The organism is Streptomyces sp. NPDC033136, assembly GCF_055578235.1.
Genome location: NZ_JBVIPD010000026.1, coordinates 1 through 26,679 on the forward strand (window position 1 = coordinate 1; position 26,679 = coordinate 26,679).

20 protein-coding genes and 1 pseudogene are annotated in these 26,679 nt (G+C 71.3%); 13 read left to right on the forward strand and 8 right to left on the reverse strand.

From position 1 onward, the window contains the following. The 4 genes and pseudogenes from ACZ5TL_RS33365 to glgB all read left to right on the forward strand — a co-directional run. Positions 1–428: pseudogene (locus ACZ5TL_RS33365) on the forward strand (alpha-1,4-glucan--maltose-1-phosphate maltosyltransferase); the annotation flags it as partial. Next, positions 425–2,125: a maltose alpha-D-glucosyltransferase gene (gene treS / locus ACZ5TL_RS33370; RefSeq protein WP_468594548.1), complete on the forward strand. Its 1,701-nt coding sequence runs from the start codon at positions 425–427 to the stop codon at positions 2,123–2,125. The pseudogene ACZ5TL_RS33365 and the gene treS, both read left to right, overlap by 4 nt. A gap of 193 nt (positions 2,126–2,318) precedes the next feature. Continuing rightward, entirely contained in the window at positions 2,319–3,800 is a 1,482-nt protein-coding gene (locus ACZ5TL_RS33375; protein ID WP_468594549.1) for a maltokinase N-terminal cap-like domain-containing protein, read from the forward strand. A gap of 31 nt (positions 3,801–3,831) precedes the next feature. After that, positions 3,832–6,804 carry a 1,4-alpha-glucan branching enzyme gene (gene glgB / locus ACZ5TL_RS33380; RefSeq protein ID WP_468594550.1) on the forward strand — a complete coding sequence of 991 codons (2,973 nt, stop codon included), beginning with the start codon at positions 3,832–3,834 and terminating at the stop codon, positions 6,802–6,804. Positions 6,805–6,899: 95 nt separating this feature from the next. On the opposite strand, the gene ACZ5TL_RS33385 is transcribed toward glgB, so the two are convergent. The 4 genes from ACZ5TL_RS33385 to ACZ5TL_RS33400 all read right to left on the reverse strand — a co-directional run bounded on the left by ACZ5TL_RS33385 (position 6,900) and on the right by ACZ5TL_RS33400 (position 10,629). Continuing rightward, positions 6,900–9,131 carry a HelD family protein gene (locus ACZ5TL_RS33385; RefSeq protein WP_468594638.1) on the reverse strand — a complete coding sequence of 744 codons (2,232 nt, stop codon included), beginning with the start codon at positions 9,129–9,131 and terminating at the stop codon, positions 6,900–6,902. Between the two features lie 205 nt (positions 9,132–9,336). After that, on the reverse strand, positions 9,337–9,669 hold the full coding sequence (locus ACZ5TL_RS33390) for a thioredoxin family protein (RefSeq protein ID WP_468594551.1): 333 nt from the start codon (positions 9,667–9,669) through the stop codon (positions 9,337–9,339). Beyond that, positions 9,662–10,090 (reverse strand): MerR family transcriptional regulator, encoded by a 429-nt coding sequence (locus ACZ5TL_RS33395; protein ID WP_468594552.1) that lies wholly within the window; start codon positions 10,088–10,090, stop codon positions 9,662–9,664. The genes ACZ5TL_RS33390 and ACZ5TL_RS33395 overlap by 8 nt, the downstream gene beginning before the upstream one ends. Before the next feature lie 29 nt (positions 10,091–10,119). Then, complete coding sequence (locus ACZ5TL_RS33400) at positions 10,120–10,629, reverse strand: Lrp/AsnC family transcriptional regulator (RefSeq protein WP_468594553.1); 510 nt, start codon at positions 10,627–10,629, stop codon at positions 10,120–10,122. A 45-nt stretch (positions 10,630–10,674) separates the two neighbouring features. Between ACZ5TL_RS33400 and ACZ5TL_RS33405 the strand changes: the two genes are divergently transcribed. Continuing rightward, positions 10,675–11,589, forward strand: a complete 915-nt coding sequence (locus ACZ5TL_RS33405) for an NAD-dependent epimerase/dehydratase family protein (RefSeq protein ID WP_468594554.1) — start codon at positions 10,675–10,677, stop codon at positions 11,587–11,589. 1 nt (position 11,590) lies between these two features. Beyond that, the gene (locus ACZ5TL_RS33410) at positions 11,591–12,490 is read left to right on the forward strand and encodes an aldo/keto reductase (protein WP_468594555.1); all 900 of its coding nucleotides are present in this window, start codon (positions 11,591–11,593) and stop codon (positions 12,488–12,490) included. 75 nt (positions 12,491–12,565) lie between these two features. Here ACZ5TL_RS33410 and ACZ5TL_RS33415 read toward each other — a convergent pair whose 3' ends face one another. Then, complete coding sequence (locus ACZ5TL_RS33415; protein WP_468594556.1) at positions 12,566–14,236, reverse strand: DHA2 family efflux MFS transporter permease subunit; 1,671 nt, start codon at positions 14,234–14,236, stop codon at positions 12,566–12,568. Between the two features lie 109 nt (positions 14,237–14,345). On the opposite strand from ACZ5TL_RS33415, the gene ACZ5TL_RS33420 reads away from it, so the two are divergent. Then, on the forward strand, positions 14,346–14,963 hold the full coding sequence (locus tag ACZ5TL_RS33420) for a TetR/AcrR family transcriptional regulator (RefSeq protein WP_468594557.1): 618 nt from the start codon (positions 14,346–14,348) through the stop codon (positions 14,961–14,963). A gap of 79 nt (positions 14,964–15,042) precedes the next feature. Here ACZ5TL_RS33420 and ACZ5TL_RS33425 read toward each other — a convergent pair whose 3' ends face one another. After that, complete coding sequence (locus ACZ5TL_RS33425) at positions 15,043–16,461, reverse strand: cation:dicarboxylate symporter family transporter (RefSeq protein WP_468594558.1); 1,419 nt, start codon at positions 16,459–16,461, stop codon at positions 15,043–15,045. Positions 16,462–16,638: 177 nt separating this feature from the next. Between ACZ5TL_RS33425 and ACZ5TL_RS33430 the strand changes: the two genes are divergently transcribed. Further along, entirely contained in the window at positions 16,639–18,309 is a 1,671-nt protein-coding gene (locus tag ACZ5TL_RS33430) for a sensor histidine kinase (RefSeq protein ID WP_468594559.1), read from the forward strand. Continuing rightward, positions 18,306–19,001 carry a response regulator gene (locus ACZ5TL_RS33435; RefSeq protein WP_468594560.1) on the forward strand — a complete coding sequence of 232 codons (696 nt, stop codon included), beginning with the start codon at positions 18,306–18,308 and terminating at the stop codon, positions 18,999–19,001. The genes ACZ5TL_RS33430 and ACZ5TL_RS33435 overlap by 4 nt, the downstream gene beginning before the upstream one ends. Before the next feature lie 95 nt (positions 19,002–19,096). Here ACZ5TL_RS33435 and ACZ5TL_RS33440 read toward each other — a convergent pair whose 3' ends face one another. Continuing rightward, the gene (locus tag ACZ5TL_RS33440) at positions 19,097–19,522 is read right to left on the reverse strand and encodes a PPOX class F420-dependent oxidoreductase (protein ID WP_468594639.1); all 426 of its coding nucleotides are present in this window, start codon (positions 19,520–19,522) and stop codon (positions 19,097–19,099) included. Between the two features lie 201 nt (positions 19,523–19,723). Between ACZ5TL_RS33440 and ACZ5TL_RS33445 the strand changes: the two genes are divergently transcribed. Further along, positions 19,724–20,467, forward strand: coding sequence for a helix-turn-helix domain-containing protein (locus tag ACZ5TL_RS33445; RefSeq protein WP_468594561.1), 744 nt, complete (start codon positions 19,724–19,726; stop codon positions 20,465–20,467). Between the two features lie 85 nt (positions 20,468–20,552). Here the strand turns inward: ACZ5TL_RS33445 and ACZ5TL_RS33450 are convergent, their stop codons facing one another. After that, the gene (locus ACZ5TL_RS33450; RefSeq protein WP_356924454.1) at positions 20,553–21,578 is read right to left on the reverse strand and encodes an ATP-dependent 6-phosphofructokinase; all 1,026 of its coding nucleotides are present in this window, start codon (positions 21,576–21,578) and stop codon (positions 20,553–20,555) included. Positions 21,579–21,796: 218 nt separating this feature from the next. Between ACZ5TL_RS33450 and pta the strand changes: the two genes are divergently transcribed. The 3 genes from pta to pyk all read left to right on the forward strand — a co-directional run bounded on the left by pta (position 21,797) and on the right by pyk (position 26,612). Continuing rightward, complete coding sequence (gene pta, locus ACZ5TL_RS33455; protein WP_468594562.1) at positions 21,797–23,899, forward strand: phosphate acetyltransferase; 2,103 nt, start codon at positions 21,797–21,799, stop codon at positions 23,897–23,899. Further along, a complete protein-coding gene (locus tag ACZ5TL_RS33460) occupies positions 23,896–25,110 on the forward strand; it encodes an acetate kinase (RefSeq protein ID WP_468594563.1) in 1,215 nt (404 codons plus the stop codon). Before pta ends, ACZ5TL_RS33460 begins: the two co-directional genes overlap by 4 nt. 74 nt (positions 25,111–25,184) lie before the next feature. Further along, the gene (gene pyk, locus ACZ5TL_RS33465; protein WP_468594564.1) at positions 25,185–26,612 is read left to right on the forward strand and encodes a pyruvate kinase; all 1,428 of its coding nucleotides are present in this window, start codon (positions 25,185–25,187) and stop codon (positions 26,610–26,612) included. Positions 26,613–26,679: the final 67 nt, after the last annotated feature.

The following is a 26,679-nucleotide window of genomic DNA, read 5'->3' on the forward strand; positions in this document are numbered from 1 at the left end:
AGTACCAGCTCAGGCCCCGCGACTGGGAAGCGGCCGCACGCGAGGGACGCACCATCGCCCCGCTGCTGACCCGCCTGAACACCATCCGGCGGGAGAACCCGGCCCTCCAGCAGCTGCGCGACCTCCACTTCCACCACGCGGACCAGGAGGCGGTGATCGCCTACTCGAAGCGGAAGGGTTCGAACACGGTTCTGGTGGTCGCCAACCTCGACCCCCACCACACCCAGGAGGCCACGGTCTCGTTGGACATGCCGCAACTCGGCCTGGACTGGCACGAGTCGGTGCCGGTGCGCGACGAGCTCACCGGCGAGACCTACCACTGGGGCAGGGCCAACTATGTGCGCCTCGAACCGGGCCGTCGCCCCGCGCACGTCTTCTCGGTTCTGCGACCGTCCAACCCGCAGATCGGAGGGTCACCCACAACATGATCGTCAACGAACCCGTTCCGGACACCTTCGAGGACACTCCCGCCAGGGACAGGGATCCCGATTGGTTCAAGCGCGCCGTCTTCTACGAGGTCCTCGTCCGCTCGTTCCAGGACAGCAACGGCGACGGCGTCGGTGACCTGAAGGGCCTGACCGCCAAGCTCGACTACCTCCAGTGGCTCGGCGTCGACTGCCTGTGGCTGCCGCCCTTCTTCAAGTCGCCCCTGCGCGACGGCGGCTACGACGTCTCCGACTACACCGCCGTCCTCCCCGAGTTCGGTGACCTGGCCGACTTCGTGGAGTTCGTCGACGCCGCCCACCAGCGCGGCATGCGCGTGATCATCGACTTCGTCATGAACCACACCAGCGACCAGCATCCCTGGTTCCAGGAGTCCAGGAAGGACCCCGACGGGCCCTACGGCGACTACTACGTGTGGGCCGACGACGACAAGCAGTTCCAGGACGCGCGGATCATCTTCGTCGACACCGAGGCCTCCAACTGGACCTACGACCCGGTCCGCAAGCAGTACTACTGGCACCGCTTCTTCTCCCACCAGCCGGACCTCAACTACGAGAACCCGGCCGTGCAGGAGGAGATGATCTCCGCGCTGAAGTTCTGGCTGGACCTGGGCATCGACGGTTTCCGCCTGGACGCGGTGCCGTACCTGTACCAGGAGGAGGGCACCAACTGCGAGAACCTCCCGGCCACGCACGACTTCCTGAAGCGCGTGCGCAAGGAGATCGACGCGCAGTACCCGGACACGGTGCTGCTGGCGGAGGCCAACCAGTGGCCCGAGGACGTGGTCGACTACTTCGGCGACTACCCCAGCGGCGGCGACGAGTGCCACATGGCCTTCCACTTCCCGGTCATGCCGCGCATCTTCATGGCCGTACGGCGCGAGTCCCGCTACCCGGTCTCCGAGATCCTGGCCAAGACCCCGGCCATCCCCTCGGGCTGCCAGTGGGGCATCTTCCTGCGCAACCACGACGAGCTCACGCTCGAGATGGTCACCGACGAAGAGCGCGACTACATGTGGGCCGAGTACGCCAAGGACCCCCGCATGCGCGCCAACATCGGCATCCGCCGGCGCCTCGCCCCCCTGCTGGACAACGACCGCAACCAGATCGAGCTGTTCACCGCGCTGCTGCTGTCGCTGCCCGGATCGCCGATCCTGTACTACGGCGACGAGATCGGCATGGGCGACAACATCTGGCTCGGCGACCGGGACGCGGTGCGCACGCCGATGCAGTGGACCCCCGACCGCAACGCGGGGTTCTCCTCGTCCGATCCGGGACGGCTGTTCCTGCCCACGATCATGGACCCAGTCTACGGCTACCAGGTCACGAACGTCGAGGCGTCCATGGCCTCGCCCTCGTCGCTGCTGCACTGGACCCGCCGCATGATCGAGATCCGCAAGCAGAACCCGGCCTTCGGCCTCGGCTCGTACACCGAGCTGCCGTCGACGAACCCGGCGGTGCTGGCCTTCCTGCGGGAATTCGAGGACGACCTGGTGCTGTGCGTGAACAACTTCTCGCGTTTCGCGCAGCCCACGGAACTGGATCTGAGCGCCTTCGAGGGCCGGCACCCGGTGGAGCTGTTCGGCGGGGTGCGCTTCCCGGCGATCGGCGAGCTGCCGTACCTGCTGACGCTGGCGGGCCACGGCTTCTACTGGTTCCGGCTGCGCAGGGACGCTGTGTGAAACCTGAACAGGGCCTGCCGAGGCCCGATCCGCGCGGCGGGCCGCAAACCCCCGGGGCGGGGCGTTTCCTCCGCCCCGCCCGGGGCACGCATCAGTAACACCCCGCCCACCCGCGTGAGCCGGAGGGGCGCCGTCCGGGACCGTCGGCAGGCGCCCGGAGGCGCACCAAGAATGGGTGAAAGGACGCGACGTCATGTCGGAAGCCGTCACACGCACCGTCACCACCCCGCCCGGCCTTCTCCCATCCCTGGACCCCCTGCTGCGGGAATGGCTGCCGCGGCAGCGCTGGTTCGCAGGCAAGGGACGACCGGTCACCGGGTTCACCCTGGTCGAGGCCACCGAGCTGCTCCCGGCGCCCAGGCTCTCGACCGCCCGCCGGCAGGAAGGTGCCCCGGCGGCCAAACTCGGCCTGTACCACCTGCTCGTCCGGGCCCACCAACCGCTCGTGCCGTCCCACGGGGCACCCGGCCACCCGGGCGACTGCTACCAGCTGCTGATAGGCGTGCGCGAGGCGCTGCCGCCTCGGCTGGCGCCCGCGCTCATCGGACATGTGACGACGGGGCCGCTGGCGGGCCGCACGGTCTACGACGCCCTGCACGACACCAGGCCCGCCGAACTGCTCCTGGAGGCCCTGCGGGCCCGTGCCCGGATCGGCGGGCTCCGGTTCGACCGGGACCTCGCCCAGGACATCCGGTCCGGGCTGGTACCGCGCGTGGTGACCGCCGAGCAGTCCAACTCGTCGATCATCTACGGAGATACGTTCATCCTGAAGCTGTTGCGCCGGATCGTGCCCGGGATCAATCCGGACCTGGAGCTTCCGCTGGCACTCGCCCGCGAGGGCTGCCCGCGGGTGCCCGCGCCGACGGCCTGGATGGTCGCGGACATCGACCCGTCGGCGGACCCGGTCGTCTCGGCGGGCCCGGCGGACCTCGCCGGCCAGCCGTACGTGCTGGGAGTGCTCCAGCCGTTCGTGCAGGGCGCCTCCGACGGCTGGGATCTGGCGCTGCGCGAGCTGGCCAAGGGCGAGGACTTCGGCGCCGAGGCGCGGGCGCTGGGGCGGGCCACCGCCGAGGTGCACACGGCGCTGGCCCGGGCGTTGCCCACCGTCACGCTCGGTCACACGCAGCTGCGGCTCATGGTCGACGGCATGATCGAGCGCCTGGACGCGGCCGCCCAGGCGGTGCCCGCGCTGCGGCCGTACGCCGGCGGGCTGCGGTCGGCTTTCACGGCGCTGGGCGACCTGGCCGCCGAGGGCCGCACCTGGACCGCGCAGCGCGTGCACGGTGATCTGCACCTCGGTCAGTGCCTGCGCTCGCCCTCCGGCGAGTGGTGGCTGATCGACTTCGAGGGCGAGCCGGCCCGGCCGCTGGCCGAGCGGCGCATGCCGCAGCCCGCCGTGCGGGACGTCGCCGGCATGCTGCGGTCCTTCGACTACGCGGCGCGCTCGGCCGATCCGCCCCAGCCGGACTGGGCCGAGGCCTGCCGTTCCGCGTACTGCTCCGGCTACGCGGAGGCCTCCGGCCGCGATCCGCGCACCGACCCGGTGCTGCTGCGCGCCTACGAGACGGACAAGGCGATCTACGAGGTGGTGTACGAGGCCCGGCACCGCCCCGACTGGCTGCCGGTGCCCCTGGCCGCCATAGACCGGCTCGCCTCGTCCGGCCACCTGACCTGACCGACCACCCCTCGTCCTGGAGGCTCCGCCCGTGACCCCCCGCCCTGAGTCCAGCGGTTCGCGTCCCAAGGGGACGGCCGGGGAGAAGATCCCCGAGCAGCCCACGGCCGCGCAGCAGAAGAGCGCCGCGAAGAAGACGGCGGTGCCGAAGCAGGCAGCGGCGAAGAAGACGGCGGCCGCGAAGAAGGCCGCCGCCAAGAAGACGGCCTCCGCGCAGTCCCCCGCCACGAAGGCCGCCGCGAAGAAGGCAGCCTCCGCGCAGTCCCCCGCCACGAAGGCCGCCGCGAAGAAGGCGGCTCCCGCGAAGGCGACCCCGACGAAGTCCACCACCAACAAGGCCGTCACGAAGAAGGCGGCTCCCGCAAAGGCGACCGCCGCGAAGTCCACCGCCAAGAAGGTGGCCGCGACGAAGACAGCCGCCGAGAAGGCAACAGCGAAGAAGACGACCGCGAAGAAGGCCCCGGCGAAGAAGGCCCCGGCGAAGAAGGCCCCGACCAGGAAGGCCCCGACCAGAAAGGCCCCAGCCAAGGAGTCGGCCGCGAAGAAGGCCACGACGGCCAAGGCGACGGCCGCCAAGGTCACCGCCGTCACGCCGCCCGCGACGACGACCACGGCGAAGACCGCAACGAACAAGACGGCTTCGACGAAGACCGCTGCTAAGAAGGCTCCGGCCACGAAGAAGGCTCCGGCCACGAAGAAGGCTCCGGCCACGAAGAAGGCTCCAGCCGGGAAGGTCACGGCCGGGAAGGCCGCCGCCGAGTCCGCCACCGGGTCCACCACCCCCGACCAGACCGTCCCCCCTGAGATGGAGGTCGCCGGCTCGCCCGCTGTCGACGCGGGGGACCGGGCGCGGCTGCTCGGCGGCACACACCACGCACCGCACTCCGTGCTCGGCGCACACCCCGTTCCCGGCGGGGTCGCGTTCCGGGCGTTCCGGCCGTACGCGCTGTCGGTGACCGTCGTCGCCGGGGAACTGCGGGCGGAGTTGCACGACGACGGGGAGGGATTCTTCTCGGGGCTGCTGCCGCTGCGGGAGGTCCCGGAGTACCGGCTGGTCGTGGAGTACGGGGAGACGGTCCTGGAGACCGAGGACGCCTACCGCTTCCTGCCCACGCTGGGCGACCTCGACCTGCACCTGATCGGTGAGGGCCGGCACGAGGAACTGTGGACGGCGCTCGGCGCGCACCCGACGACCCACCAGGGCGTGACCGGCACCCGCTTCGCGGTGTGGGCGCCGAACGCGCTCGGCGTGCGCGTGGCCGGCACGTTCAACTTCTGGGACGGCACCGCACACGTCATGCGGTCGCTGGGCTCGTCGGGCGTGTGGGAGCTGTTCCTGCCGGACATCGGCGAGGGTGAGCTGTACAAGTTCGAGATCACTCGGGCCGACGGTTCGAAGACGCTGCGTGCCGACCCGATGGCCCGCCGCACGGAGGTGCCTCCCGCGACCTCGTCGGTCATCACGTCGTCGCGGTACGAGTGGGCCGACGCCGAGTGGCTGTCCCGGCGCGCCGAGGCACCGGCGCACGAGGCACCGTTCTCGGTGTACGAGGTGCACCTGCCGTCCTGGCGGCCGGGGTTGACGTACCGTCAGCTCGCCGAGCAGCTCCCCGGGTACGTGAAGCACCTGGGCTTCACGCACGTGGAGCTGATGCCGGTGGCGGAGCATCCGTTCGGTGGCTCCTGGGGCTACCAGGTCACGGGCTTCTACGCGCCGACGGCCCGGATGGGCACGCCGGACGACTTCCGGTACCTGGTCGACAAGCTCCACCAGGCCGGTATCGGCGTGCTCATGGACTGGGTGCCGGCGCACTTCCCGCGCGACGACTGGGCGCTGGCCGAGTTCGACGGCCGGCCCCTGTACGAGCACGAGGACCCGCTGCGGGCCGCGCACCCCGACTGGGGCACGCTGGAGTTCGACTTCGGGCGCAACGAGGTGCGCAACTTCCTCGTGGCGAACGCGGTGTACTGGTGCGAGGAGTTCCACATCGACGGGCTGCGCGTGGACGCGGTGGCGTCCATGCTCTATCTGGACTACTCGCGCGAGCCGGGCCAGTGGACGCCCAACGAGCACGGCGGCCGGGAGAACCTGGACGCGGTGGCGTTCCTGCAGGAGATGAACGCGACGGTGTACCGCAGGGTGCCCGGCGTGGTGACGATCGCCGAGGAGTCCACCGCCTGGGACGGTGTCACCCGCGCCACCCACCACGAGGGCCCGAGCGGCTTCGGCGGGCTCGGCTTCGGGCTGAAGTGGAACATGGGCTGGATGCACGACACGTTGCAGTACATGAGCCACGAGCCGGTGCACCGCAAGTATCACCACCACGAGATGACGTTCTCGATGGTGTACGCGTACAGCGAGAACTACGTCCTGCCGATCTCCCACGACGAGGTCGTGCACGGCAAGGGCTCGCTGGTGTCGAAGATGCCGGGCGACTGGTGGCAGCAGCGCGCCGGGATCCGGTCCTACCTCGGCTTCATGTGGGCCCACCCGGGCAAGCAACTGCTTTTCATGGGGCAGGAGTTCGCGCAGGGAGCCGAATGGTCCGAGGCACACGGCCCCGACTGGTGGCTGCTCGACCCGGGCTACGGGGCCGAGCCCGACCACCGGGGCGTGCGCGACCTGGTCCGCGACCTCAACACCGTCTACCGCGCCACCCCGGCACTGTGGCGCCTCGACACGGACCCGGCGGGCTTCGAGTGGATCGTGGGGGACGCCGCGGACGACAACGTCCTCGCGTTCCTGCGGCTGGACCCGGAGGGCACCCCGGTGCTGGCGGTGTCCAACTTCGCGCCGGTCGTCCGCCAGGACTACCGCCTGGGCGTCCCCGAGGACGTCCCCGCCTGGCACGAGGCCGTCAACACCGACGCGGCCCGCTACGGCGGCAGCGACGTCACGAACCCCGACCCGGTCAAACCCGAACCCACCCCCTGGCACGGCCGCCCGGCGAGCATCCAGCTGACCCTGCCCCCACTGGCGACGGTGTGGCTGCGGCCGGCGTAGGGGGCCCGGGCCTCCTGTGACACGGCGATGAACGCTGCCGCCCGCTTCTCCTGCGGTAGGCGGCCCCGCGCCCGGGCGGGTGCGGGGCCGCTCCGCTACCCGAGGGCCGCCGCCAGAGCCTCCGGCAGTTCCCCGGTGTGCAGCACGCCGAGCCGCTGGGTGGCCCGGGTCAGGGCCACGTACAGGTCGCTGGTGCCGTACCGGCCGGGCTCGACCACGAGGACGGAGTCGAACTCCAGGCCCTTGGCCTGACGCGGATCGAGCAGGACGACCGTCCGTGTGAGGTCGGGTTCGGTGCCCGCCGTCACGCCGTCCAGCCGGGCCGCGAGGCCGCGGTGGAGGTCGCGTGGCGCGATCACCGCGAGCCGCCCCTCGTCAGGGGTGAGTTCCTCGACCGCCTTGGCGACGGCGCCGGGGAGGTCGTCGGTGGCACGGGCCCAGGGGGGTACGCCCGTGGAGCGGACCGAGCTCGGCGGCTCGAACCCCGGGTGCTCGGCGCGGACCACGGCCGCCGCGACGTCCATGATCTCGGCCGGGGTGCGGTAGTTGACGCCCAGCCGGGTGTGCTCCCAGCGGTCCTCGACGTACGGGGAGAGGATGCCCGCCCAGGAGCCGACGCCGGCCGCCTCCGCGGTCTGTGCCGGGTCGCCGACCAGGGTCATCGACCGGGTCGGGCTGCGCCGCATCAGCAGCCGCCACGCCATCGGCGACAGCTCCTGCGCCTCGTCGACGATGATGTGCCCGAACGCCCAGGTGCGGTCGGCCGCGGCGCGCTCGGCGGCGCTGCGGTGGTCGTCCTCGTCGTGCCGTTCGGCGAACCGCTCGGCGTCGATGATGTCGTGCGCGGACAGCACCTCGGAGCTCTCCGGGTCGTCCTCCTCCTTGTCCTCGAACTCGTAGGTCCGGGACGCGTAGGACACGTCCAGCACGCCCTGCGCGTAGGCGATCTGCCGCTCCCGCTCGCGCTGGGCGCGCTCGCGGGCGATCCGGTCGTCCTCGCCGAGGAGTTCGGCGGCCTCGTCGAGCAGCGGCACGTCGGCGACCGTCCAGCGCCGGGTCACGGGACGGCGCACGGCGTCGGCGTCCTCGGCGGGCAGGAACTCCTCGGGCGCCGCGAGGAAGTCCGCGACGAGCCGCTGCGGGGTCAGCAGCGGCCACAACTGGTCGATGGCCGACCAGACTTCGGGGTTCTCGGCGAGGTCGTCGCGGATCTGGGTGATGTCGCTGGGGTCGAGCAGACTGGACCCGTCGAAGGGGTCGGTGCCGATCCGCTCGGCGTACAGGTCGGTGAGGGCGTTGAGGATGTGGCCCTCGAAGTGCTCGCGGGCGGCGTTGTGCGGCAGCTTGGCTGCGCGGGTGCGCTCGCGGGCGACGTTGACCAGGCCGTCGTCGAGCATGAGGACCTCGCGGTCGTGCTCGATGGCGATCACCGGGTCGGGCAGCGCCTGCCGGCCGCGGACGACCTCGGCGAGGACGTCGGCCATCTCGGCGCGGCCCTTCACGGCTGCCGCCTCGGGCGTGTCGGTCGCGGTCGCCTTGACGCCCGGGAACAACTCGCCGACGGTCGCGAGGAGCACGCCCGTCTCCCCGAGGGAGGGCAGCACCTCGCCGATGTAGCCGAGGAACGCCGGGTTGGGCCCGACGATCAGCACCGCCCGCTTGGCGAGCAGTTCCCGGTGCTCGTACAGCAGATACGCGGCGCGGTGCAGGGCGACGGCCGTCTTGCCGGTGCCCGGGCCGCCCTCCACCACCATGACGCCGCGGTGCGGAGCGCGGATGATGCGGTCCTGGTCGGCCTGGATGGTCTGCACGATGTCGCTCATGCGGCCGGTCCGCGCGGAGTTGAGCGCGGCGAGCAGCACGGCGTCGCCCGTCGGGTCCTCGTGGCCGGTGCGGGTCTCGTCGCCGAGGTCGAGGATCTCGTCGTGCAGGTGGGTGACCCGCCGGCCGTCGGTGGCGATGTGCCGCCGGCGCCTCAGCCCCATCGGGGTGTGGCCGGTGGCCAGGTAGAAGGGGCGGGCGACGTCGGCGCGCCAGTCGATCAGGACGGGCGTGCGCTCGGCGTCGTCGGTGCGCAGGCCGATGCGGCCGATGTGGTGGGTGACGCCCGAGGTGAGGTCGATCCGGCCGAAGCACAGGGAGCCGTCCACCGCGTTCAGCGCGGCGAGCAGCCCGGAGCGCTCGGCCACGAGGATGTCCCGCTCGAGTCTGGCCTGCATGGGGGTGTCGCCCTGCGCGAGCGCGTCCGTGACGGAGGTCTCGGCGTCGCCGCGCAGTGCGTCCACGCGCGCGTACAAACCGTCGATGAATTCCTGTTCCTGCCGCAATTCATCGTCCGGAAATTCGGTGTTTGACAATTCCGCTCCCGCCCGGATATACTGTGCTCACTGAACTTCACTGTGGCTTCAATCGACTTGAAGTCACGAACAAACAAATATACGCAAGGAAATCCCCCGGGCGCAATTACCCGGGGGATTTCCTCATGTCGGGGCGGTCGTCGGGGCAGTGTGCAGGGCCTGCGCAGGGCCTCGTCTACAGCACGTCGGCCAGCTCCTCCCGCAGCCGCCGCTTGGCCCGCGCGCCCACCATCGCCTTCACGGGCTCGCCGGCGTGGAACACCATGAACGTCGGCATCGACAGCACTCTGTAGGCGTTGGTCGTCTCCGGGTTGGCGTCCACGTTCAGCTGCACCACCTTCAGCCGGCCGGCCTCCTCGGCGGCGAGGGCCTTGAGCACCGGGCCCATCTGCCGGCAGGGCGGGCACCAGTCGGCGGTGAACTCCACCAGCACCGGCAGATCCGCGCCGATCACCTCCGCCTCGAAGTCCGCGTCCGTCACGTCCGTCACGTGGGTCGCGTCAGTCACTTCGGTCACCATGGAGGTCCCCTCCCAGTTCGCACGTGGGCTCCGGACCGCCCGGAACCTCCGCCTCGGCGGCCAGCTCGGCCCGCGCCAGCTGCCGCGCGACCGTCTCCCGCACGGTGCTCAGCTGGCCGATGAGCGCGTCGAGTTCGTCCAGCTTGCGCCGGTAGACCGCGAGCGACGCCGGGCAGGAGTCACCCTCGGGGTGCCCGGCACGCAGGCACTCCACGAAGGGCCGCGTCTCCTCCAGGTCGAACCCGAAGTCCTGCAGCGTCCGGATCTGCCGCAGCAGCCGCAGATCGCCCTCGTCGTAGGTCCGGTATCCGTTCCCAGCACGCCGCACGGGCAGCAGCCCCCGCGACTCGTAGTACCGCAGCGTCCGCGTCGTGGTCCCGGCCCGTGCGGCCAGCTCGCCGATTCGCATGCCGTCGAACGTAATCCTTGACCCCGGCGTCAAGGCAACAGCGGTTTACGCTCCACCGGGGAGGTCAGCACGATCGAGGTCGTGGTGCGGCCCAGCGCGGAGACGTCCTCCAGGACCTCCTCCAGGTGGACGGTGTCGCGGACGGCGACCTTGAGGATCCAGCAGTCCTCACCGACCACGTGGTGCACCTCGGTGATCTCGGGCCGCTCGATCAGCTCCAGGGTCCTCGGGTGCTTGAGGTTGTAGCCGCCGTGCGGGTCGACCCGGATGAACGCCTGGATGCCGTAGCCGAGCCGGGCCGGCACGACATGGGCGCCGTAGCCGCTGATCACGCCCGCCGCCTCCAGTCGCCGCACGCGCTCGGTGACCGCCGCCGGGCTGAGCCGGACCCGGCGGCCCAGCTCGCTGAGCTTGATCCGGCCGTCGGTCTGGAGCAGTTCGAGGATCTGCCGGTCCAGCGCGTCGAAGGCCGCCGATGTTTCGTCGGTGGCGGTACGCAGATGCCGTGGTTCTTTCGGCGTGACGGACTGAACTCCCATGGTTCCCCCTTCAAGGCGTGGCTGTGCGCCAGGAGAATTATGGTCATGGAAAAGGTCCTGGACGTCCTGGTCATCGGCGGGAACCGTTACGTCGGAAAGCGCCTGATCGCACAGCTGCTCGCCGATGGGCACCGTGTCACCGTGCTGAACCGGGGGTCCTCCCCGCCGCCCGCCGGGGTGGAGCATCTGGTCGCCGACCGGGACGACGAGCGGTCGCTGACCGGCGCGCTCGGCACTCGCGTTTTCGACACCGTCGTCGACCAGGTCTGCTACACACCGCGCCAGGCGGCCCTCGCCCGCCGCGTCTTCGCCGACCGCACCCGCCGCTACGTGATGACCTCGACGGTCGAGGTGTACGCGTACGAGGACTCCCCCGCCCTCGTGCGCGAGGAGGCCGTCGAGCCGTCCGCCGTCACCGTCGACCTCGGCCTGCCCTGGGACGACCCCGCGTTCCTGGAGGCCAACTACGGCGAGGGCAAGCGGCAGGCCGAGGCGGTCCTCGCGGCCGACGGCCCGAAGTTCCCGTACGCGGCCGTGCGGGTCGCCCATGTGCTGGGCGGGGACGACGACTTCACCGGGCGGCTGGCCCACTACGCCGAGCGGATGCGCACCGGCGAGCCGATCGCCGTGCCGGCCCGGAACCGGCCCGCCACGTACGTGTACGTCGAGGAGATCGCCCGCTTCCTGGCCTGGGCGGCGGGCGAGGACTTCACCGGGCCGGTCAACGCCGCCTCCCACGGGACGCTGACCACCGAGGAGTTGTGCGAGGCCGTGGCGGTCCACGTCCCGGGCGGGCGGGCCGTGTTCCGGCCCGTCGAGGTCGGCGAGGTATCGCCGTTCTCCTTCCGCCGCTCCTACGGCATGGACAGCACCCGGGCCGCCCTGCTCGGCTTCACCTTCACCGACGCCCGGCAGTGGCTGCCGCGTGCCGTCGCCGAGACCCTGGGGAAGGGCGACTGACATGCGCTACCGGACACTCGGCGGGCTGCGGGTGAGCGCGGTCGGGCTCGGCGCGATGCCGCTGTCCCTCGAGGGCAGGCCGGACGAGGAGCGCGCCCTGGCCACCGTGCACGCCGCGCTCGAAGCGGGCGTGACCCTGCTGGACACGGCCGACTCGTACCATCTGCCGGGCGCGGAGCCCGGCCACAACGAACGTCTGGTGGCCCGCGCGCTCGCCGCCTACCGCGGTGACACCTCCGGCGTCCTGGTGGCGACGAAGGGCGGCCGCGGCCGCCCGGCCGGCGGCGACTGGACGGTGAACGGCGCCCCGCGCCACCTCAAGGCCGCCGCCGAGGCCTCGCTGAAGCGGCTGGGAGTGGAGGCGATCGGCCTCTACCAACTCCACAAGCCCGACCCCGACGTGCCGTTCGAGGAGTCGGTCGGCGCGCTGCGCGAGATGCTCGACGCGGGCACGATCCGGCTGGCCGGTGTGTCCAACGCGGACGCGGACCAGATCCGCCGGGCGCGCGAGATCCTCGGCGACCGGCTGGTGTCGGTGCAGAACCGGTACTCCCCCGCCGTGCGGGACAGCGAGCCGGAGCTGCGGCTGTGTGCGGAACTGGGGCTGGCGTTCCTGCCGTGGAGTCCGCTGGGTGGGCTGGCCCGCAGTTCCCTGGACGGGCCGTCGCGCACGGAGGGAGCGGAACGCTTCGCCGCGTTCCACGCGGTGGCGGCGGAACGCGGTGTCAGTCCCCAACGGGTCGGTCTCGCCTGGCTGCTGACGCGCTCTCCGGCGGTCGTCCCGATCCCGGGAGCGAGCCGGCCGGAGACGATCAGGGACTCGGCGGCCGCGGCGGACCTGCTGCTCACCCCGGAGGAGCGGGCACGCCTGGACGAGGCGGCCGAGCCGGTCCGCGCCTGATGGCCCGGCAGGCACCGTTCGCCCCGTCGTGGGCGAACGGCGCCTGCCAGGGCACCAACGGTGCTTGCCGGCGCGCTAACGGGCCCCTTCGGACTCCGGCTCCCTGTCCTCGGCGGGCTCGTCCGCGGTCTTCCCCCTGCCGGGCAGCAGCAGCGCCACGACGACCGTCCCGACGCCCAGGATCGCGGCCCCGACCAGGCTGGTGTGCGCGACCGCGTCGGCGAACGAGGAGCCCACCGCATCGGCCATCTGCCGCGCTCCGCCGCCGAGTTGCTCGGCCTGCGTGCGCAGCCGCTCCGCCTGCTGGGGGTCACTCGTGTGCGCCGCCTGCTCGGCCAGCTGCCGGGCCCTGCCGCCGATGCCCTGGGCGACGGCGTATCCGGCCCCGACGGAGTCCTGGGCCGTCTCCAGGGAGGAGGCGGGAAGCTTGCCACCGGCCGTGGCGTCGGAGAGGTGGTCGGAGTACGACGTCGCCAGCAGCGAGCCGAGGATGGCGATGCCGAGCGAACCGCCCAGCTCCAGCGACGTGTCGTTCACCGCACCGCCGACGCCGAGCTCCGACTCCGGGAACGCCCCCATGATCGCGTCCGTGCAGGGCGACAGCGCGAGCCCGATCGCGAGGCCGAGGACGATCAGGGGCGCGACGAAGTCGCCGTAGGACGATCCGGAGTCGACCTGGGTGAGCAGGGCCAGGGCAGCGGTGCCGCCGACCATGCCGGCCGTGACGGTCCACTTCATACCGACCCGGGGCGTGAGGTACCCGGTGAGGGCGGAGCCCACGAACACGGCACCGGCCAGCGGCAGCATCCGCAGACCCGTGTCCAGGGCGTTGTAGCCGAGGACGAACTGGAGGTGCTGCGTCAGGTAGTAGAAGGCGCCGAAGACCGCCAGGAAGAACAGCGCGACGGCGAGGTTGGAGCCCGCGAAGCCGCGGTCGGTGAAGCGGCGGACGTCGAGGACCGGGCGCGGGTGGCGCAGCTCCCAGAGCACGAAGGCGACCAGCCCGGCCCCCGCGACGACGGCCGCCGTGACGGCCTTGACGCCCCAGCCGAAGTGCGGGCCCTCGATGATCATGTAGATCAGCGCGGCGATCCACACGACCGACAGCAGCCCGCCGCCGTAGTCGATGCGCCCGTGGTGCCCCGCCTTGGACGGCGGTACGAGGACGAATGCGCCGATGACGGCCAGCGCCGCGATCGGCACGTTGATGAGGAACGTCGACGACCAGCCGTGGTCCTCCAGCAGCGCCCCGGCGACCAGCGGTCCGGCCGCGATGGCGAGCCCGGCCGTGGCGGTCCACAGGGTGATGGCCTTGGCGCGTTCGGCCCGCGGGAAGGTCGCGGCGAGCAGGGACAGCGTGGCGGGCATGATCATCGCGGCGCCGGCGCCCATCACCGCACGGGCCGCGATGACCGTCGTGGCGCTGCCGGCGAGGAACCCGAAGACGGAGCCACCCCCGAACACGACCAGTCCGAGGACGAGCGCGCACCGGCGGCTGTACTTGTCGCCTATGGCGCCGAGGAGCAGCATCAGCGCGGCGTACGGGACGGTGTAACCGTCGATCACCCACTGCAGGTCGGCGCTGGACAGGCCGAGGTCCTCGGTCATGTCGGGCGCGGCGACGGTGAGGGCGGTGTTCGCCATCACGATGATCAGAAGGCTCAGGCAGAGCACGAGGAGTGCCCACCAGCGGCGTGCGTAGGGGCGGTCCGTCCTCTCGGCCGGTTCGGTCATCACGAGTCGCATGGCAGGGGTCGCCTTCCTCACTGACTTGCACATAGGTGTGCATTTGCACAACGATGTGCAATGTACCGTCGTTGCACAGCGCTGTGCAAGTCGAGGGAGGAGGGGCACAATGGCGTCCATGACCACGGGCCACACCAGCCGCGCCGACGCCAACCGGCGTCGCATCCTCGACGTCGCCCTCGCCGAGCTGCTGCGCGACCCCGACGCGTCCATGGACCAGATCGCCCGTGCCGCGGGCGTCGTACGGCGGACGGTGTACGGGCACTTCCCCAGCCGCGAGGCGCTGATCAGCACGCTCGTCGACAACGCGGTGCAGGCCCTGTCGGCCGCGCACGCGGAGGGCCGCGAGGGCGTGGAGGATCCGGCGGAGGCCGTGGCGCGCTCGGTGCTGGCGGTGTGGGAACTCGCCGACCGCTACCGGCTGCTGATCGCGCTCGCCCAGCGCACCGTCACCACGCAGGGCATCCGGGAGCGGCTCGCGCCCGTCCGGGAGGCCGCGACCGGGGTGCTCCGGCGCGGCCTCGACCAGGGCGTCTTCAGCTCACCGCTGCCCGCGCCGGCCCTGGCCTATGTGCACGAGCAGATGCTGGTCGCGCTGATGGAGGCGGTGAACGACGGGCTCGTGGCAGCACAAGAGGCGGGCCGCTGCGCCGCGGTCACCATCCTGACCGCGGCGGGCGTGCCCGCCTCGAGCGCCACCGAGCTGGTGACGAAGCTGAACGACTGAGTCTCTGCGAGACAAGGACCGGGCGGCTGAGCGACGGGGGGACACCCAGCCGCCCGGCGTCTGTGGGGCGGCGCGGCCGTCAGGCCTTGGCCAGCTCCTTCTCACCGCCCTGCTCGGGCACCTCGACGTGGTCCCCGGCCGGACCGTCGTGGCGGTCGTGGCCGTCGTGGCCGTCGTGGCCGTCGTCCAGCAGCGTCTTCTCGTCGAAGGGCAGCTGACCGGCGAGGACCTGGTTGACGCGCTCCTTGTCGATCTCCTTCGTCCAGGTGCCGATCAGCACGGTGGCCACGGCGTTCCCGGCGAAGTTCGTCAGGGCGCGGGCCTCGCTCATGAAGCGGTCGATGCCGACGATCAGGCCGATGCCGTCCACCAGGGCCGGCTTGTGCGACTGCAGACCACCGGCCAGCGTCGCGAGGCCGGCACCGGTGACACCGGCGGCGCCCTTGGAGGCGACCAGCAGGAAGAGCAGCAGCGGGATCTGCTCGGCGACCGACATCGGGGTGCCCAGGGCGTCGGCGATGAACAGGGACGCCATGGTCATGTAGATCATGGTGCCGTCGAGGTTGAAGGAGTAGCCGGTCGGGACGGTGATGCCGACCACCGGCTTGCTGACGCCCAGGTGCTCCATCTTCGCGATGAGCCGCGGCAGCGCGGACTCGGAGGAGGAGGTGGAAAGGATCAGCAGGAACTCACGGCCGAGGTACTTGAACAGCGTGAGGATGTTCAGGCCGGAGATGACGCGCAGCAGGGTGCCGAGCACGATGAAGATGAAGAGGACGCAGGTCGCGTAGAAGCCGAGCATCAGCACGGCGAGGCTCTTGAGCGCGTCCACGCCGGCGGAGCCGGTGACGGCGGCGATCGCGCCGAAGGCACCGATCGGGGCGGCCCACATCACCATCGCGAGGATGCGGAAGACGAGCCGCTGGATGTGCTCGATACCGCGCAGGATCGGCTGGCCGGCCGAGCCCATGCCCTGCAGCGCGAAGCCGGCGAGCAGGGCGATCAGCAGGGTCTGCAGGACCGACTCGTTGGTGAAGGCGGAGACGATCGTGGTCGGGATGATGCCGAGCAGGAACTCCGTGGTGTCCTTGGCCTCGGCGTCGACCTGGGCGTGACCCACGTCCTTGACCGCGTCGGTCACCGCCAGGCCCGAGCCGGGCTCCAGGATGTTGCCGACGACCAGGCCGATGCCCAGCGCCACCACCGACATCACCATGAAGTAGCCCAGGGCGATACCGCCTACGGCACCGACCTTGGCGGCCTTGCGTACCGAGCCGATGCCCAGCACGATCGTGCAGAAGATGATCGGCGAGATCATCATCTTGATCAGGCTCACGAAGCCGCTTCCGATCGGCTTCAGCCCGACCGCGAACTCGGGTGCGGCCAGACCCACCGCGATACCGGCGGCGACCGCGATGATCACTGCGATGTAGAGGTAGTGCGTGCGGTCCCGCTTGGCTTTGGGTGCGGCAGGTGCCGTATCGGCTGCGCTGGTCACGGCGGCTCTCCTTGACGACGTCGTCGGCATCACCGGCGTGCGGCTCACGTCCGGGGGAAAGGGAGCGGGGCTCCCGGAGATGCGTTATGGGGAATGCCGTGACTATGTCCTTCTCTGTGAGCGCGGTCACCCTTCCGTTCATTTAGTTCACAATCAGCCACGAGGCAGACTGACGACATGCGCATCTCCGTCCCCGGTCCCCGTAGTCTGGCGGGCCAGCTCTTCGCCATGCAGGCCGTCCTCATAGCGGTCGTCGTGGCCGGATATGCGCTGTTCACCTACCTCAGCGACCGCAGCCAGGCCGAGGAGGCCGCCGCCCGCCAGGCCAGGGCGGTGGCGCGGTCGGTCGCCGACTCCCCGTCCGTGCTGGCGGCGACCCGCACCCCCGACCCTGCCGCCGAGCTGCAGCCGTACGCGCTGAAGGTGATGCGGGACACCGAGGTCGACTTCATCACGATCATGGATCCGCGGGGCATCCGCTGGACGCACCCCGACCCGAAGCAGATCGGCCAGACCTTCCGGGGCCACACCGCGAAGGCCCTGGAGGGCCAGACCTTCACCGAGACCTACACCGGCACGCTCGGCCCGTCGGTCCGCGCGGTCACCCCCATCCAGGACGGCCGGAGGGTGGTCGGCCTGGTCAGCGCGGGCATCCGGGTCGAGGAGATCACCCACCGGGTGCAGGGCCAGCTGACGGCCCTGCTCGGGGTCGCGGCCGGCGCGCTGGCGCTGGGCGCGGTCGGCACGTACGTCATCAACGCCCGGCTGCGCCGCCACACCCACGGCATGAACGCCGCCGAGCTGAGCCGGATGCACGACTACCACCAGGCCGCCCTGCACGCGGTTCGCGAGGGGCTGCTGATGCTGGACGGGCAGTACCGTGTGGCGCTGATCAACGACGGAGGGCGCGATTTGCTCGGCGTGGCCGGGGACGTGGTGGGCAGGTCGGTGGCGGAGCTGGGGCTGCCCGCCCCGCTGACGGGTGCGCTGCTGGCCTCCCAGCCGCGGGTGGACGAGGTGCACCTCACGGCGTCCCGGGTCCTGGTGGTCAACACGTCGCCGGTGTCGGGCGGCGAACGGCGCGGTACGGTCGTCACCCTGCGCGATGTCACCGAACTCCAGTCGCTGATGGGCGAGTTGGACTCCGAGCGGGGCTTCACACTGGCACTGCGCTCACAGGCGCACGAGGCGGCGAACCGGCTGCACACGGTCGTCTCGCTGATCGAGCTGGGGCGGGCGGAGGAAGCGGTGGAGTTCGCGACGGCCGAGCTGGAGCTGGCGCAGGCGTTGACCGACCAGGTCGTGGCGGCGGTGAGCGAGCCGGTTCTGGCGGCGCTGCTGCTGGGCAAGACGGCCCAGGCGAACGAGCGGGGCGTGGAGCTGATGGTGTCGGAGGACAGCTGGCTGGACGACGGCCTGCTGCCGGAGACGCTGCCCGCGCGGGACCTGGTGACCATCCTCGGCAACCTGATCGACAACGCCATGGACGCGGCCCAGGGCACGGTGCGGGCCCGGGTGACGGTGGCGGCCCACGCCGAGACCGCGGGAGACGCCCCGGAGCTGGTGCTGCGGGTCTCGGACACGGGCCCGGGCGTGGACCCCGAGTACGCCGAGGCGGTCTTCCAGCGGGGCTTCTCCACGAAGCCGGCAGGTACGGGCGGCCGGGGCCTCGGGCTGGCGCTCGTCCGGCAGGCGGCCCAGCGGCACGAGGGCTCCCTGACGGTGACGGAGGCCGACGGGGGCGGGGCACAGTTCGAGGTACGGCTGCCCTTGCGGGAGCCGGGGACGGCGGCCAAGGGCGTGACGTCCGGGGCCCCGGCGTCCAGAGGCGCTGGAGGCGACGCATGACGAGCAGCGAGAAGGCCATCCGTGTCCTGGTGGTGGAGGACGACCCGGTCGCCGCCGACGCCCACGTCCTCTACGTCGGCCGGGTGCCCGGGTTCGCGGCCGTGGGCAAGGCGCACACGGGCGCGGAGGCCCGCCGGGCCCTGGAACGCACCCCGGTGGACCTGCTCCTCCTCGACCTGCACCTGCCGGACGTGCACGGCCTGCAACTGGCCCGCTCCCTCCGGGCGGCCGGTCACCACGCCGACGTGATAGCGGTGACCTCGGCCCGCGACCTGGCCGTCGTACGTGAGGGCGTCTCGCTCGGCGTCGTGCAGTACGTCCTGAAGCCCTTCACCTTCGCGACCCTGCGCGATCGGCTCGTGCGCTACGCGGAGTTCCACGCGACGGTCGGCGAGGCGAGCGGCCAGGACGAGGTGGACCGGGCACTGGCGGCCCTGCGCGCACCCGGACCGGCCGCCCTGCCCAAGGGCTTGAGCGCGCCGACGCTGGAGCGGGTGACGGTCGCCCTGCGCGACAGCGCGGAGGGCCTCACGGCCGCAGGCGTGGCCGAGACGGTGGGCATATCCCGCATCACGGCCCGCCGTTACCTGGAGCACCTGGTCGACGCCGGCCGTGCGGCCCGCAGCCCGCAGTACGGCACGGTGGGGCGGCCGGAGTTGCAGTACCGCTGGGTCACGGTCACGGGGCAGTGACGCTCCATCAGCCTCGGCCGGCCACGACGGAACCGGCGCACACGCGGTGACCCGGCCGGGCGGGACCGGTCGCGGAGGAGCCTTTGGCGCCCCGCTCAGCCGGCCGTCCCCTCCGGCAGCACCCCCGCCCGGAACGGCTCGACGCCCTCCAGCCGCCGCACCCGCGTCGGCTCGATGAGCAGCATCACCCGGCGCTCCCCCGGCAGCAGCCACGGGTACCGGTCCTCGCCGAGGTACTTGCGCGCCAGCCGGTCCATCGCCCGCTCCGCGGCCTCCCCTTCGACGAACCGCACGACCTTCCCGCGGATCTCCGCCCGGTCGTACGGGTTCCCGGGGTCGTGGTGGGACAGCGAAACGTACGGATTGCGCCGCAGGTTCTCCTCCTTCACCCGCCCCACCGAGGTGTTGACCATGACGTACTCCCCTTCGATGTCCGCCCACATGGGCGACACCTGAGGCGCCCCGTCGGGCCCCACCGTGGCGAGGTGCCAGAAGTTCGGCGCGAGCAGACGCTCGCGCATATGCCTGTTGAGCTTGCTGTTCACGTGACGCACTGCCTTTCCGGGCCCGCGGTCGCCGGGCCCGGCGCCATCCTCGCCCGCTCGTCCGCCCACCGGACAGACGATCTTCGGCCCCGGTCGAACCCGCCGGTAGCCGTAGATTCCTACAATCCGTGATCCTGGCCGAACAGAACGTAGTCGACGGGATCGCGCGCCCCTAGCTTGTGGCGCGTGCGCCGACCTTCACCCCCTCCGGGCGAGTCCTCCCCCACGACCACCCCTCCGCCGTTCGACGCCCCCGCGGCCCGCCGTCTGCGCGCGGCGCTCGGCATGGCCCCCGAGCACGTCGCCTACGGCATGCGCGTCTCCTACGGGCATCCCCACGTCTCCCCGGCCCACGTGATCGCCTGGGAGCGCGGGATCAGCGCTCCGAGCAACGCGGAACTCACCGCCCTCGCGGGCGTGCTGTGGTGCTCGCCGGCCGAACTCGTCGGCAGACCCCGCACCCTGCGCGAACACCGCCTCGCCCGCTGCCTGGCAGCCGAGGACGTCGCCCGGGCCGTTGGGCACGACGTCCACGCGTACCTGCGCATGGAGGAGACCGACAGGTGGCGCGGCACCGAGCGCCAGTCCGCGGCCCTCGCCGACCTGCTCGGCCTCGGCCTGCCCGACTTCGTCACCGTCACCGGACGCGACGCCAGGCTGGGAGAACTGCTGCGCAGCGCGGCCACCACCCGCTGGCAGGCCTACGTCCGCCCGGTCGGCAGACTCGTGCCGCTGCACCGGCGGTTCCTCGCGGGGGCCCTGCGGGGCCTGCACGAGGACTACCAGGGGCACATGGCCGCCACCCTGAGCCGGGGCGGCGGCAGCGGTGACGTGGGGGACGCCGGCCAGGACTTCCTCGACGGGATCGTGGAGCACTTCTGGACGAAACTGCAGGACCACACCGGCCGGGAGGGTGGCTAGCCAGTGCCGCGGCAGCCGACGCCCGCCCCGTCGCGGCACCGGCGGCGACACCAGAACCGCGGTACTGGAAGCCAGTACCGCGGCACTAGAAGACCGACTCGGCCTCGTCCATCCGGTCCTTCGGCACCGTCTTCAGTTCGGTCACGGCCTCGGCGAGCGGCACCATCACGATGTCCGTCCCGCGCAGCGCGGTCATCCTGCCGAACTGGCCCTGGTGCGCGGCCTCCACCGCGTGCCAGCCGAACCGCGTGGCGAGCACCCGGTCGTACGCGGTCGGTGATCCGCCGCGCTGGACGTGGCCGAGAATGACCGGCTTGGCCTCCTTGCCGAGCCGCCGCTCCAGCTCGTGGGCCAGAGCCGTGCCGATGCCCTGGAACCGCTCGTGGCCGAACTTGTCGATCGCACCCTTGCCGTAGTCCATGGTGCCGTCGGCGGGGTGGGCGCCCTCGGCGACGCAGACCACGGCGAACTTCTTCCCCCGGGCGAAGCGTTCCTCGACCATCTTCACGAGATCGGCCGGGTCGAACGGCCGCTCAGGCAGGCAGATGCCGTGCGCACCGGCCGCCATGCCGGACTCCAGCGCGATCCAGCCCGCGTGGCGTCCCATGACCTCCACCACCATCACCCGCTGGTGGGACTCGGCGGTGGTCTTCAGGCGGTCCATCGCCTCGGTGGCGACGCCCACCGCGGTGTCGAAGCCGAAGGTGCGGTCGGTCGACGAGATGTCGTTGTCGATCGTCTTCGGGACGCCCACGACCGGCAGGCCCGCGTCGCTCAGCATGCGGGCGGCCGTCAGCGTGCCCTCGCCGCCGATGGGGATCAGCGCGTCGATGCCGAACTCGTGGATCATGTCGGAGGCGTTCTCGCAGGCCTCGCGGAGTCGGTCGCGCTCCAGCCGGGACGATCCGAGGATGGTGCCGCCGCGGGCCAGGATGCCGCTGACCGCGTTCAGGTCGAGGGCGCGGTAGCGGCCGTCGAGCAGGCCCGAGTAGCCGTCCTCGAAGCCGATGACCTCGTCGCCGTAGTTGTCGACCGCCCGGTGCACGACCGACCGGATCACGGCGTTCAGGCCGGGGCAGTCGCCGCCTGCGGTGAGAACTCCGATACGCATCGTGCTGTGTCTCCTGCTCGCTGTGGATACCGGTGAGCCACTGCCGATTGTTTCACGCTCCACGCCCGGTACGGCACCCGACTCTGCCGGGCGCCTTATAGAGCGTCGGAGGTATTGTCAAGAGGGTTCTGCTCACCTCGGTGGGCGATTTTTGTGCCCCTGGCTGGATAGCCGTTGGCTTGATGTGTACCCCCAGGCGAGACGAACGGAGAGCGCGTGTGACCCGCAGCGTGTACGTGACCGGCATCGACCGCGGCGACGGCCGCCAGGTCGTCGAACTGGGGGTCATGGAGCTCCTCACCCGGCAGGTCGACCGGGTGGGCGTCTTCCGTCCCCTGGTCCATGACGGGCCCGACCGCCTCTTCGAGCTGCTGCGCGCCCGCTACCGGCTCACCCAGGACCCGGCCACCGTCTACGGCATGGACTACCACGAGGCGTCCGCCCTCCAGGCCGAGGCCGGCACGGACGAGCTCGTGTCCACGCTCGTCGACCGCTTCCACCTGGTCGCCCGCGACTTCGACGTGGTCCTGGTCCTCGGCACCGACTACGCCCACACCCAGCTGCCGGACGAGCTGTCGCTCAACGCCCGGCTGGCGAACGAGTTCGGCGCATCCGTGATCCCGGTCGTCGGCGGACGCGAGCAGCCCGTCGAGTCCGTGCTCGCCGAGACGCGCAACGCCTACCGCGCCTACGACACCCTCGGCTGCGACGTCCTGGCCATGGTCACCAACCGGGTCGCCCGCGAGGACCGCGACGAGATCGCCGGCCAGCTCGACTCCCGGCTCCCCGTGCCCTGTTACGTCCTGCCCGACGAGCCCGCGCTGTCCGCCCCGACCGTCTCGCAGATCAGCCACACGCTCGGCGCCCGGGTGGTGCTCGGCGACGACTCCGGGCTCGCCCGGGACGTGCTCGGTTTTGTCTTCGGCGGCGCGATGCTGCCGACCTTCCTGGGCGCCCTGACCCCGGGCTGCCTCGTCATCACCCCGGGCGACCGGGCCGACCTGGTCGTCGGGGCGCTCGCCGCGCACAGCGCCGGCACCCCGCCGATCGCGGGCCTGCTCCTCACCCTGGACGAGGTGCCCGGCACCGACATCCTCACGCTCGCCGACCGCCTCGCGCCCGGCACCCCGGTACTGTCGGTGGCGGGCACCAGCTTCCCCACCGCCGAGCAGCTGTTCTCCCTGGAGGGCAAGCTCAACGCGGCCACGCCGCGCAAGGCGGAGCGGGCGCTCGGCCTGTTCGAGCGGTACGCCGACACCGGCGACCTGGCCCGCCGCGTCTCCGCGCCGAGCAACGACCGCGTCACGCCGATGATGTTCGAGCACAAGCTGCTGGAGCAGGCCCGCTCCGACCTGCGCCGCGTGGTGCTGCCCGAGGGCACCGAGGAGCGTGTGCTGCACGCCGCCGAGGTGCTGCTGCGCCGGGGCGTGTGCGAGCTGACCCTGCTCGGCCCGGTCGACCAGATCCGCAAGAAGGCCGCCGACCTCGGGGTGGACCTCGGCGAGTCCCAGCTGATCGACCCGGCCACGTCCGACCTGCGGGACGCCTTCGCCGAGAAGTACGCCGCCCTGCGCGCCCACCGGGGCGTCACCGTCGAGCTGGCCTACGACGTCGTCTCCGACGTGAACTACTTCGGCACGCTGATGGTCCGGGACGGCCTCGCCGACGGCATGGTCTCCGGGTCGGTGCACTCCACGGCCGCGACCATCCGCCCGGCCTTCGAGATCATCAAGACGAAGCCGGATACCGACATCGTCTCGTCGGTGTTCTTCATGTGCCTGGCCGACAAGGTCCTCGTCTACGGCGACTGCGCGATCAACCCGGACCCGAACGCCCAGCAGCTCGCCGACATCGCCATCCAGTCGGCCACCACGGCCGAGCAGTTCGGCGTGGAGCCGCGGATCGCGATGCTGTCGTACTCCACCGGCACCTCCGGCTCCGGCGCCGACGTCGACAAGGTGCGCGAGGCCACCGAGCTCGTCCGCACGCGCCGGCCCGACCTGAAGATCGAGGGCCCGATCCAGTACGACGCCGCCGTGGAGCCGTCCGTCGCGGCGACCAAGCTGCCCGGCTCCGAGGTCGCCGGGCAGGCGAGCGTGCTGATCTTCCCCGACCTGAACACCGGCAACAACACCTACAAGGCCGTGCAGCGCTCGGCCGGCGCGATCGCCGTCGGCCCGGTGCTCCAGGGCCTGCGCAAGCCGGTCAACGACCTGTCCCGGGGCGCCATGGTCTCGGACATCGTCAACACCGTCGCCATCACGGCGATCCAGGCCCAGTCCCCCGCCCCGTCCCCGAGCGCGAAGGCGACCGCCCAGTGAGCCCCACCCGTGTCCTCGTCCTCAACTCCGGTTCCTCGTCGGTGAAGTACCAGCTGCTCGACATGCGCGACAGCAGCCGGCTGGCGGTGGGCCTGGTCGAGCGCATCGGCGAGCAGTCCTCCCGGCTGAAGCACACCCCGGCCGGCGGCGGGAGCCGGGAGCGCGGCGGGGCGATCGCCGACCACGACGCCGCCCTGAAGGCCGTCGCCGAGGAGCTCGCCAAGGACGGCCTCGGGCTGGACTCGCCCGAACTGGCCGCGATCGGGCACCGGGTGGTGCACGGCGGCAAGTCCTTCACCGAGCCCACCGTGATCGACGACGCCGTACTCGCCGAGATCGAGCGGCTCATCCCGGTGGCCCCGCTGCACAACCCGGCCAACCTCACCGGGATCCGCACGGCCCGGGCGCTGCGGCCCGACCTGCCGCAGGTCGCCGTGTTCGACACCGCCTTCCACACGACGATGCCGGAGTCGGCCGCCCGCTACGCGATCGACGCGCAGACGGCCGACGCGCACCGCATCCGCCGCTACGGCTTCCACGGCACCTCGCACGCCTACGTCTCCCGCGCCACCGCCGAACTGCTCGGCAAGGACCCCTCCGAGACGAACGTGATCGTGCTGCACCTGGGCAACGGGGCGTCGGCCTCGGCCGTCAGGGGCGGTCGCTGCGTGGACACCTCCATGGGGCTGACGCCTTTGGAGGGGCTCGTGATGGGTACGCGCTCCGGAGACATGGACCCGGCCGTCATCTTCCATTTGATGCGTGTTGGTGGAATGTCCGCCGACGAGATCGACACTCTCCTCAACAAGAAGAGCGGTCTGATCGGCCTGTGCGGCGACAACGACATGAGGGAGATCCGCCGCCGTGTCGACGCGGGTGACGAGCAGGCGGAGCTGGCGTTCGACATCTACATTCACCGGCTGAAGAAGTACATCGGCGCCTACTACGCCGTGCTCGGACGGGTGGACGCGGTGGCCTTCACCGCCGGTGTCGGTGAGAACGCGGCGCCGGTGCGGGAGGCCGCCCTGGCGGGTCTGGAGGAGCTGGGCCTGGCGGTGGACGGCGAGCGCAACGCCGTGCGCGGCGACGAGGCGCGGCTGATCTCGCCCGAGGGCGCCCGGGTCGCGGTGGCGGTGGTACCTACTGACGAGGAATTGGAGATCGCGACACAGACCTACGCGCTGGTAATTGGTTCGGGGAATCACACCTGAGCGGCATCCCGCCCTTTTGTATTTTCCGCCAGACGGAATATTCCGTTGCGAAACAAACCGATAGGATCGCCCCCATGCGCCGTTCGAAAATCGTCTGCACTCTCGGCCCCGCGGTCGACTCCCACGATCAGCTTGTCGCGTTGATCGAAGCCGGCATGAACGTGGCCCGCTTCAACTTCAGCCACGGCTCGCACGCCGAGCACCAGGGCCGGTACGACCGGGTCCGGGCCGCCGCCAAGGAGACCGGCCGGGCCATCGGTGTCCTCGCCGACCTGCAAGGCCCGAAGATCCGCCTGGAGACCTTCGCCGAGGGGCCCGTGGAGCTGGTGCGCGGTGACGAGTTCACCATCACCACCGAGGACGTCCCGGGTGACAAGACGATCTGCGGGACGACCTACAAGGGCCTGCCCGGCGACGTCTCCCACGGCGACCAGATCCTCATCAACGACGGCAACGTCGAGCTGAAGGTCACCGAGGTCGAGGGCCACCGGGTGAGGACGATCGTCATCGAGGGCGGCGTCATCTCCGACCACAAGGGCATCAACCTCCCCGGCGCGGCCGTCAACGTGCCCGCCCTGTCCGAGAAGGACATCGACGACCTCCGCTTCGCCCTCCGCATGGGCTGCGACCTGGTCGCGCTGTCCTTCGTCCGCGACGCCAAGGACGTCCAGGACGTGCACCGCGTCATGGACGAGGAAGGCCGCCGCGTCCCGGTCATCGCCAAGGTGGAGAAGCCGCAGGCGGTGCAGAACATGGAGGACGTCGTGATGGCGTTCGACGGCGTGATGGTCGCCCGTGGTGACCTCGCCGTCGAGTACCCGCTCGAGAAGGTCCCCATGGTGCAGAAGCGCCTGATCGAGCTGTGCCGGCGCAACGCCAAGCCGGTGATCGTGGCGACCCAGATGATGGAGTCGATGATCACCAACTCCCGCCCGACCCGCGCCGAGGCCTCCGACGTGGCCAACGCGATCCTGGACGGTGCCGACGCGGTCATGCTGTCCGCCGAGTCGAGCGTGGGCGCGTACCCGATCGAGACGGTCAAGACGATGTCGAAGATCGTCACCGCGGCCGAGCAGGAGCTGATGTCCAAGGGCCTGCAGCCGCTCGTCCCGGGCAAGAAGCCGCGGACGCAGGGCGGTTCGGTGGCCCGGGCGGCCTGCGAGATCGCCGACTTCCTCGGCGGCCGGGGTCTGGTGGCCTTCACCCAGTCCGGCGACACCGCCCGCCGCCTGTCGCGCTACCGCGCGCAGCAGCCGATCATCGCCTTCACCACCGACGAGGGCACCCGCAACCAGATGGCGCTGAGCTGGGGCGTGGAGCCGTACGTGGTGCCGTTCGTGAACAGCACCGACGAGATGGTCGACCTGGTGGAGCAGGAGCTGGTCAAGCTCAACCGCTTCAACGCGGGCGACACCATGATCATCACCGCCGGCTCGCCCCCCGGTGTCCCCGGCACCACCAACATGGTGCGGGTCCACCACCTGGGCGGCACCAAGGGCTGACCCACGAAGGTCTTAGCACGCGACTGAGGGCGTCCCCTGGAAACCGCCGCGACAGGGGACGCCCTCA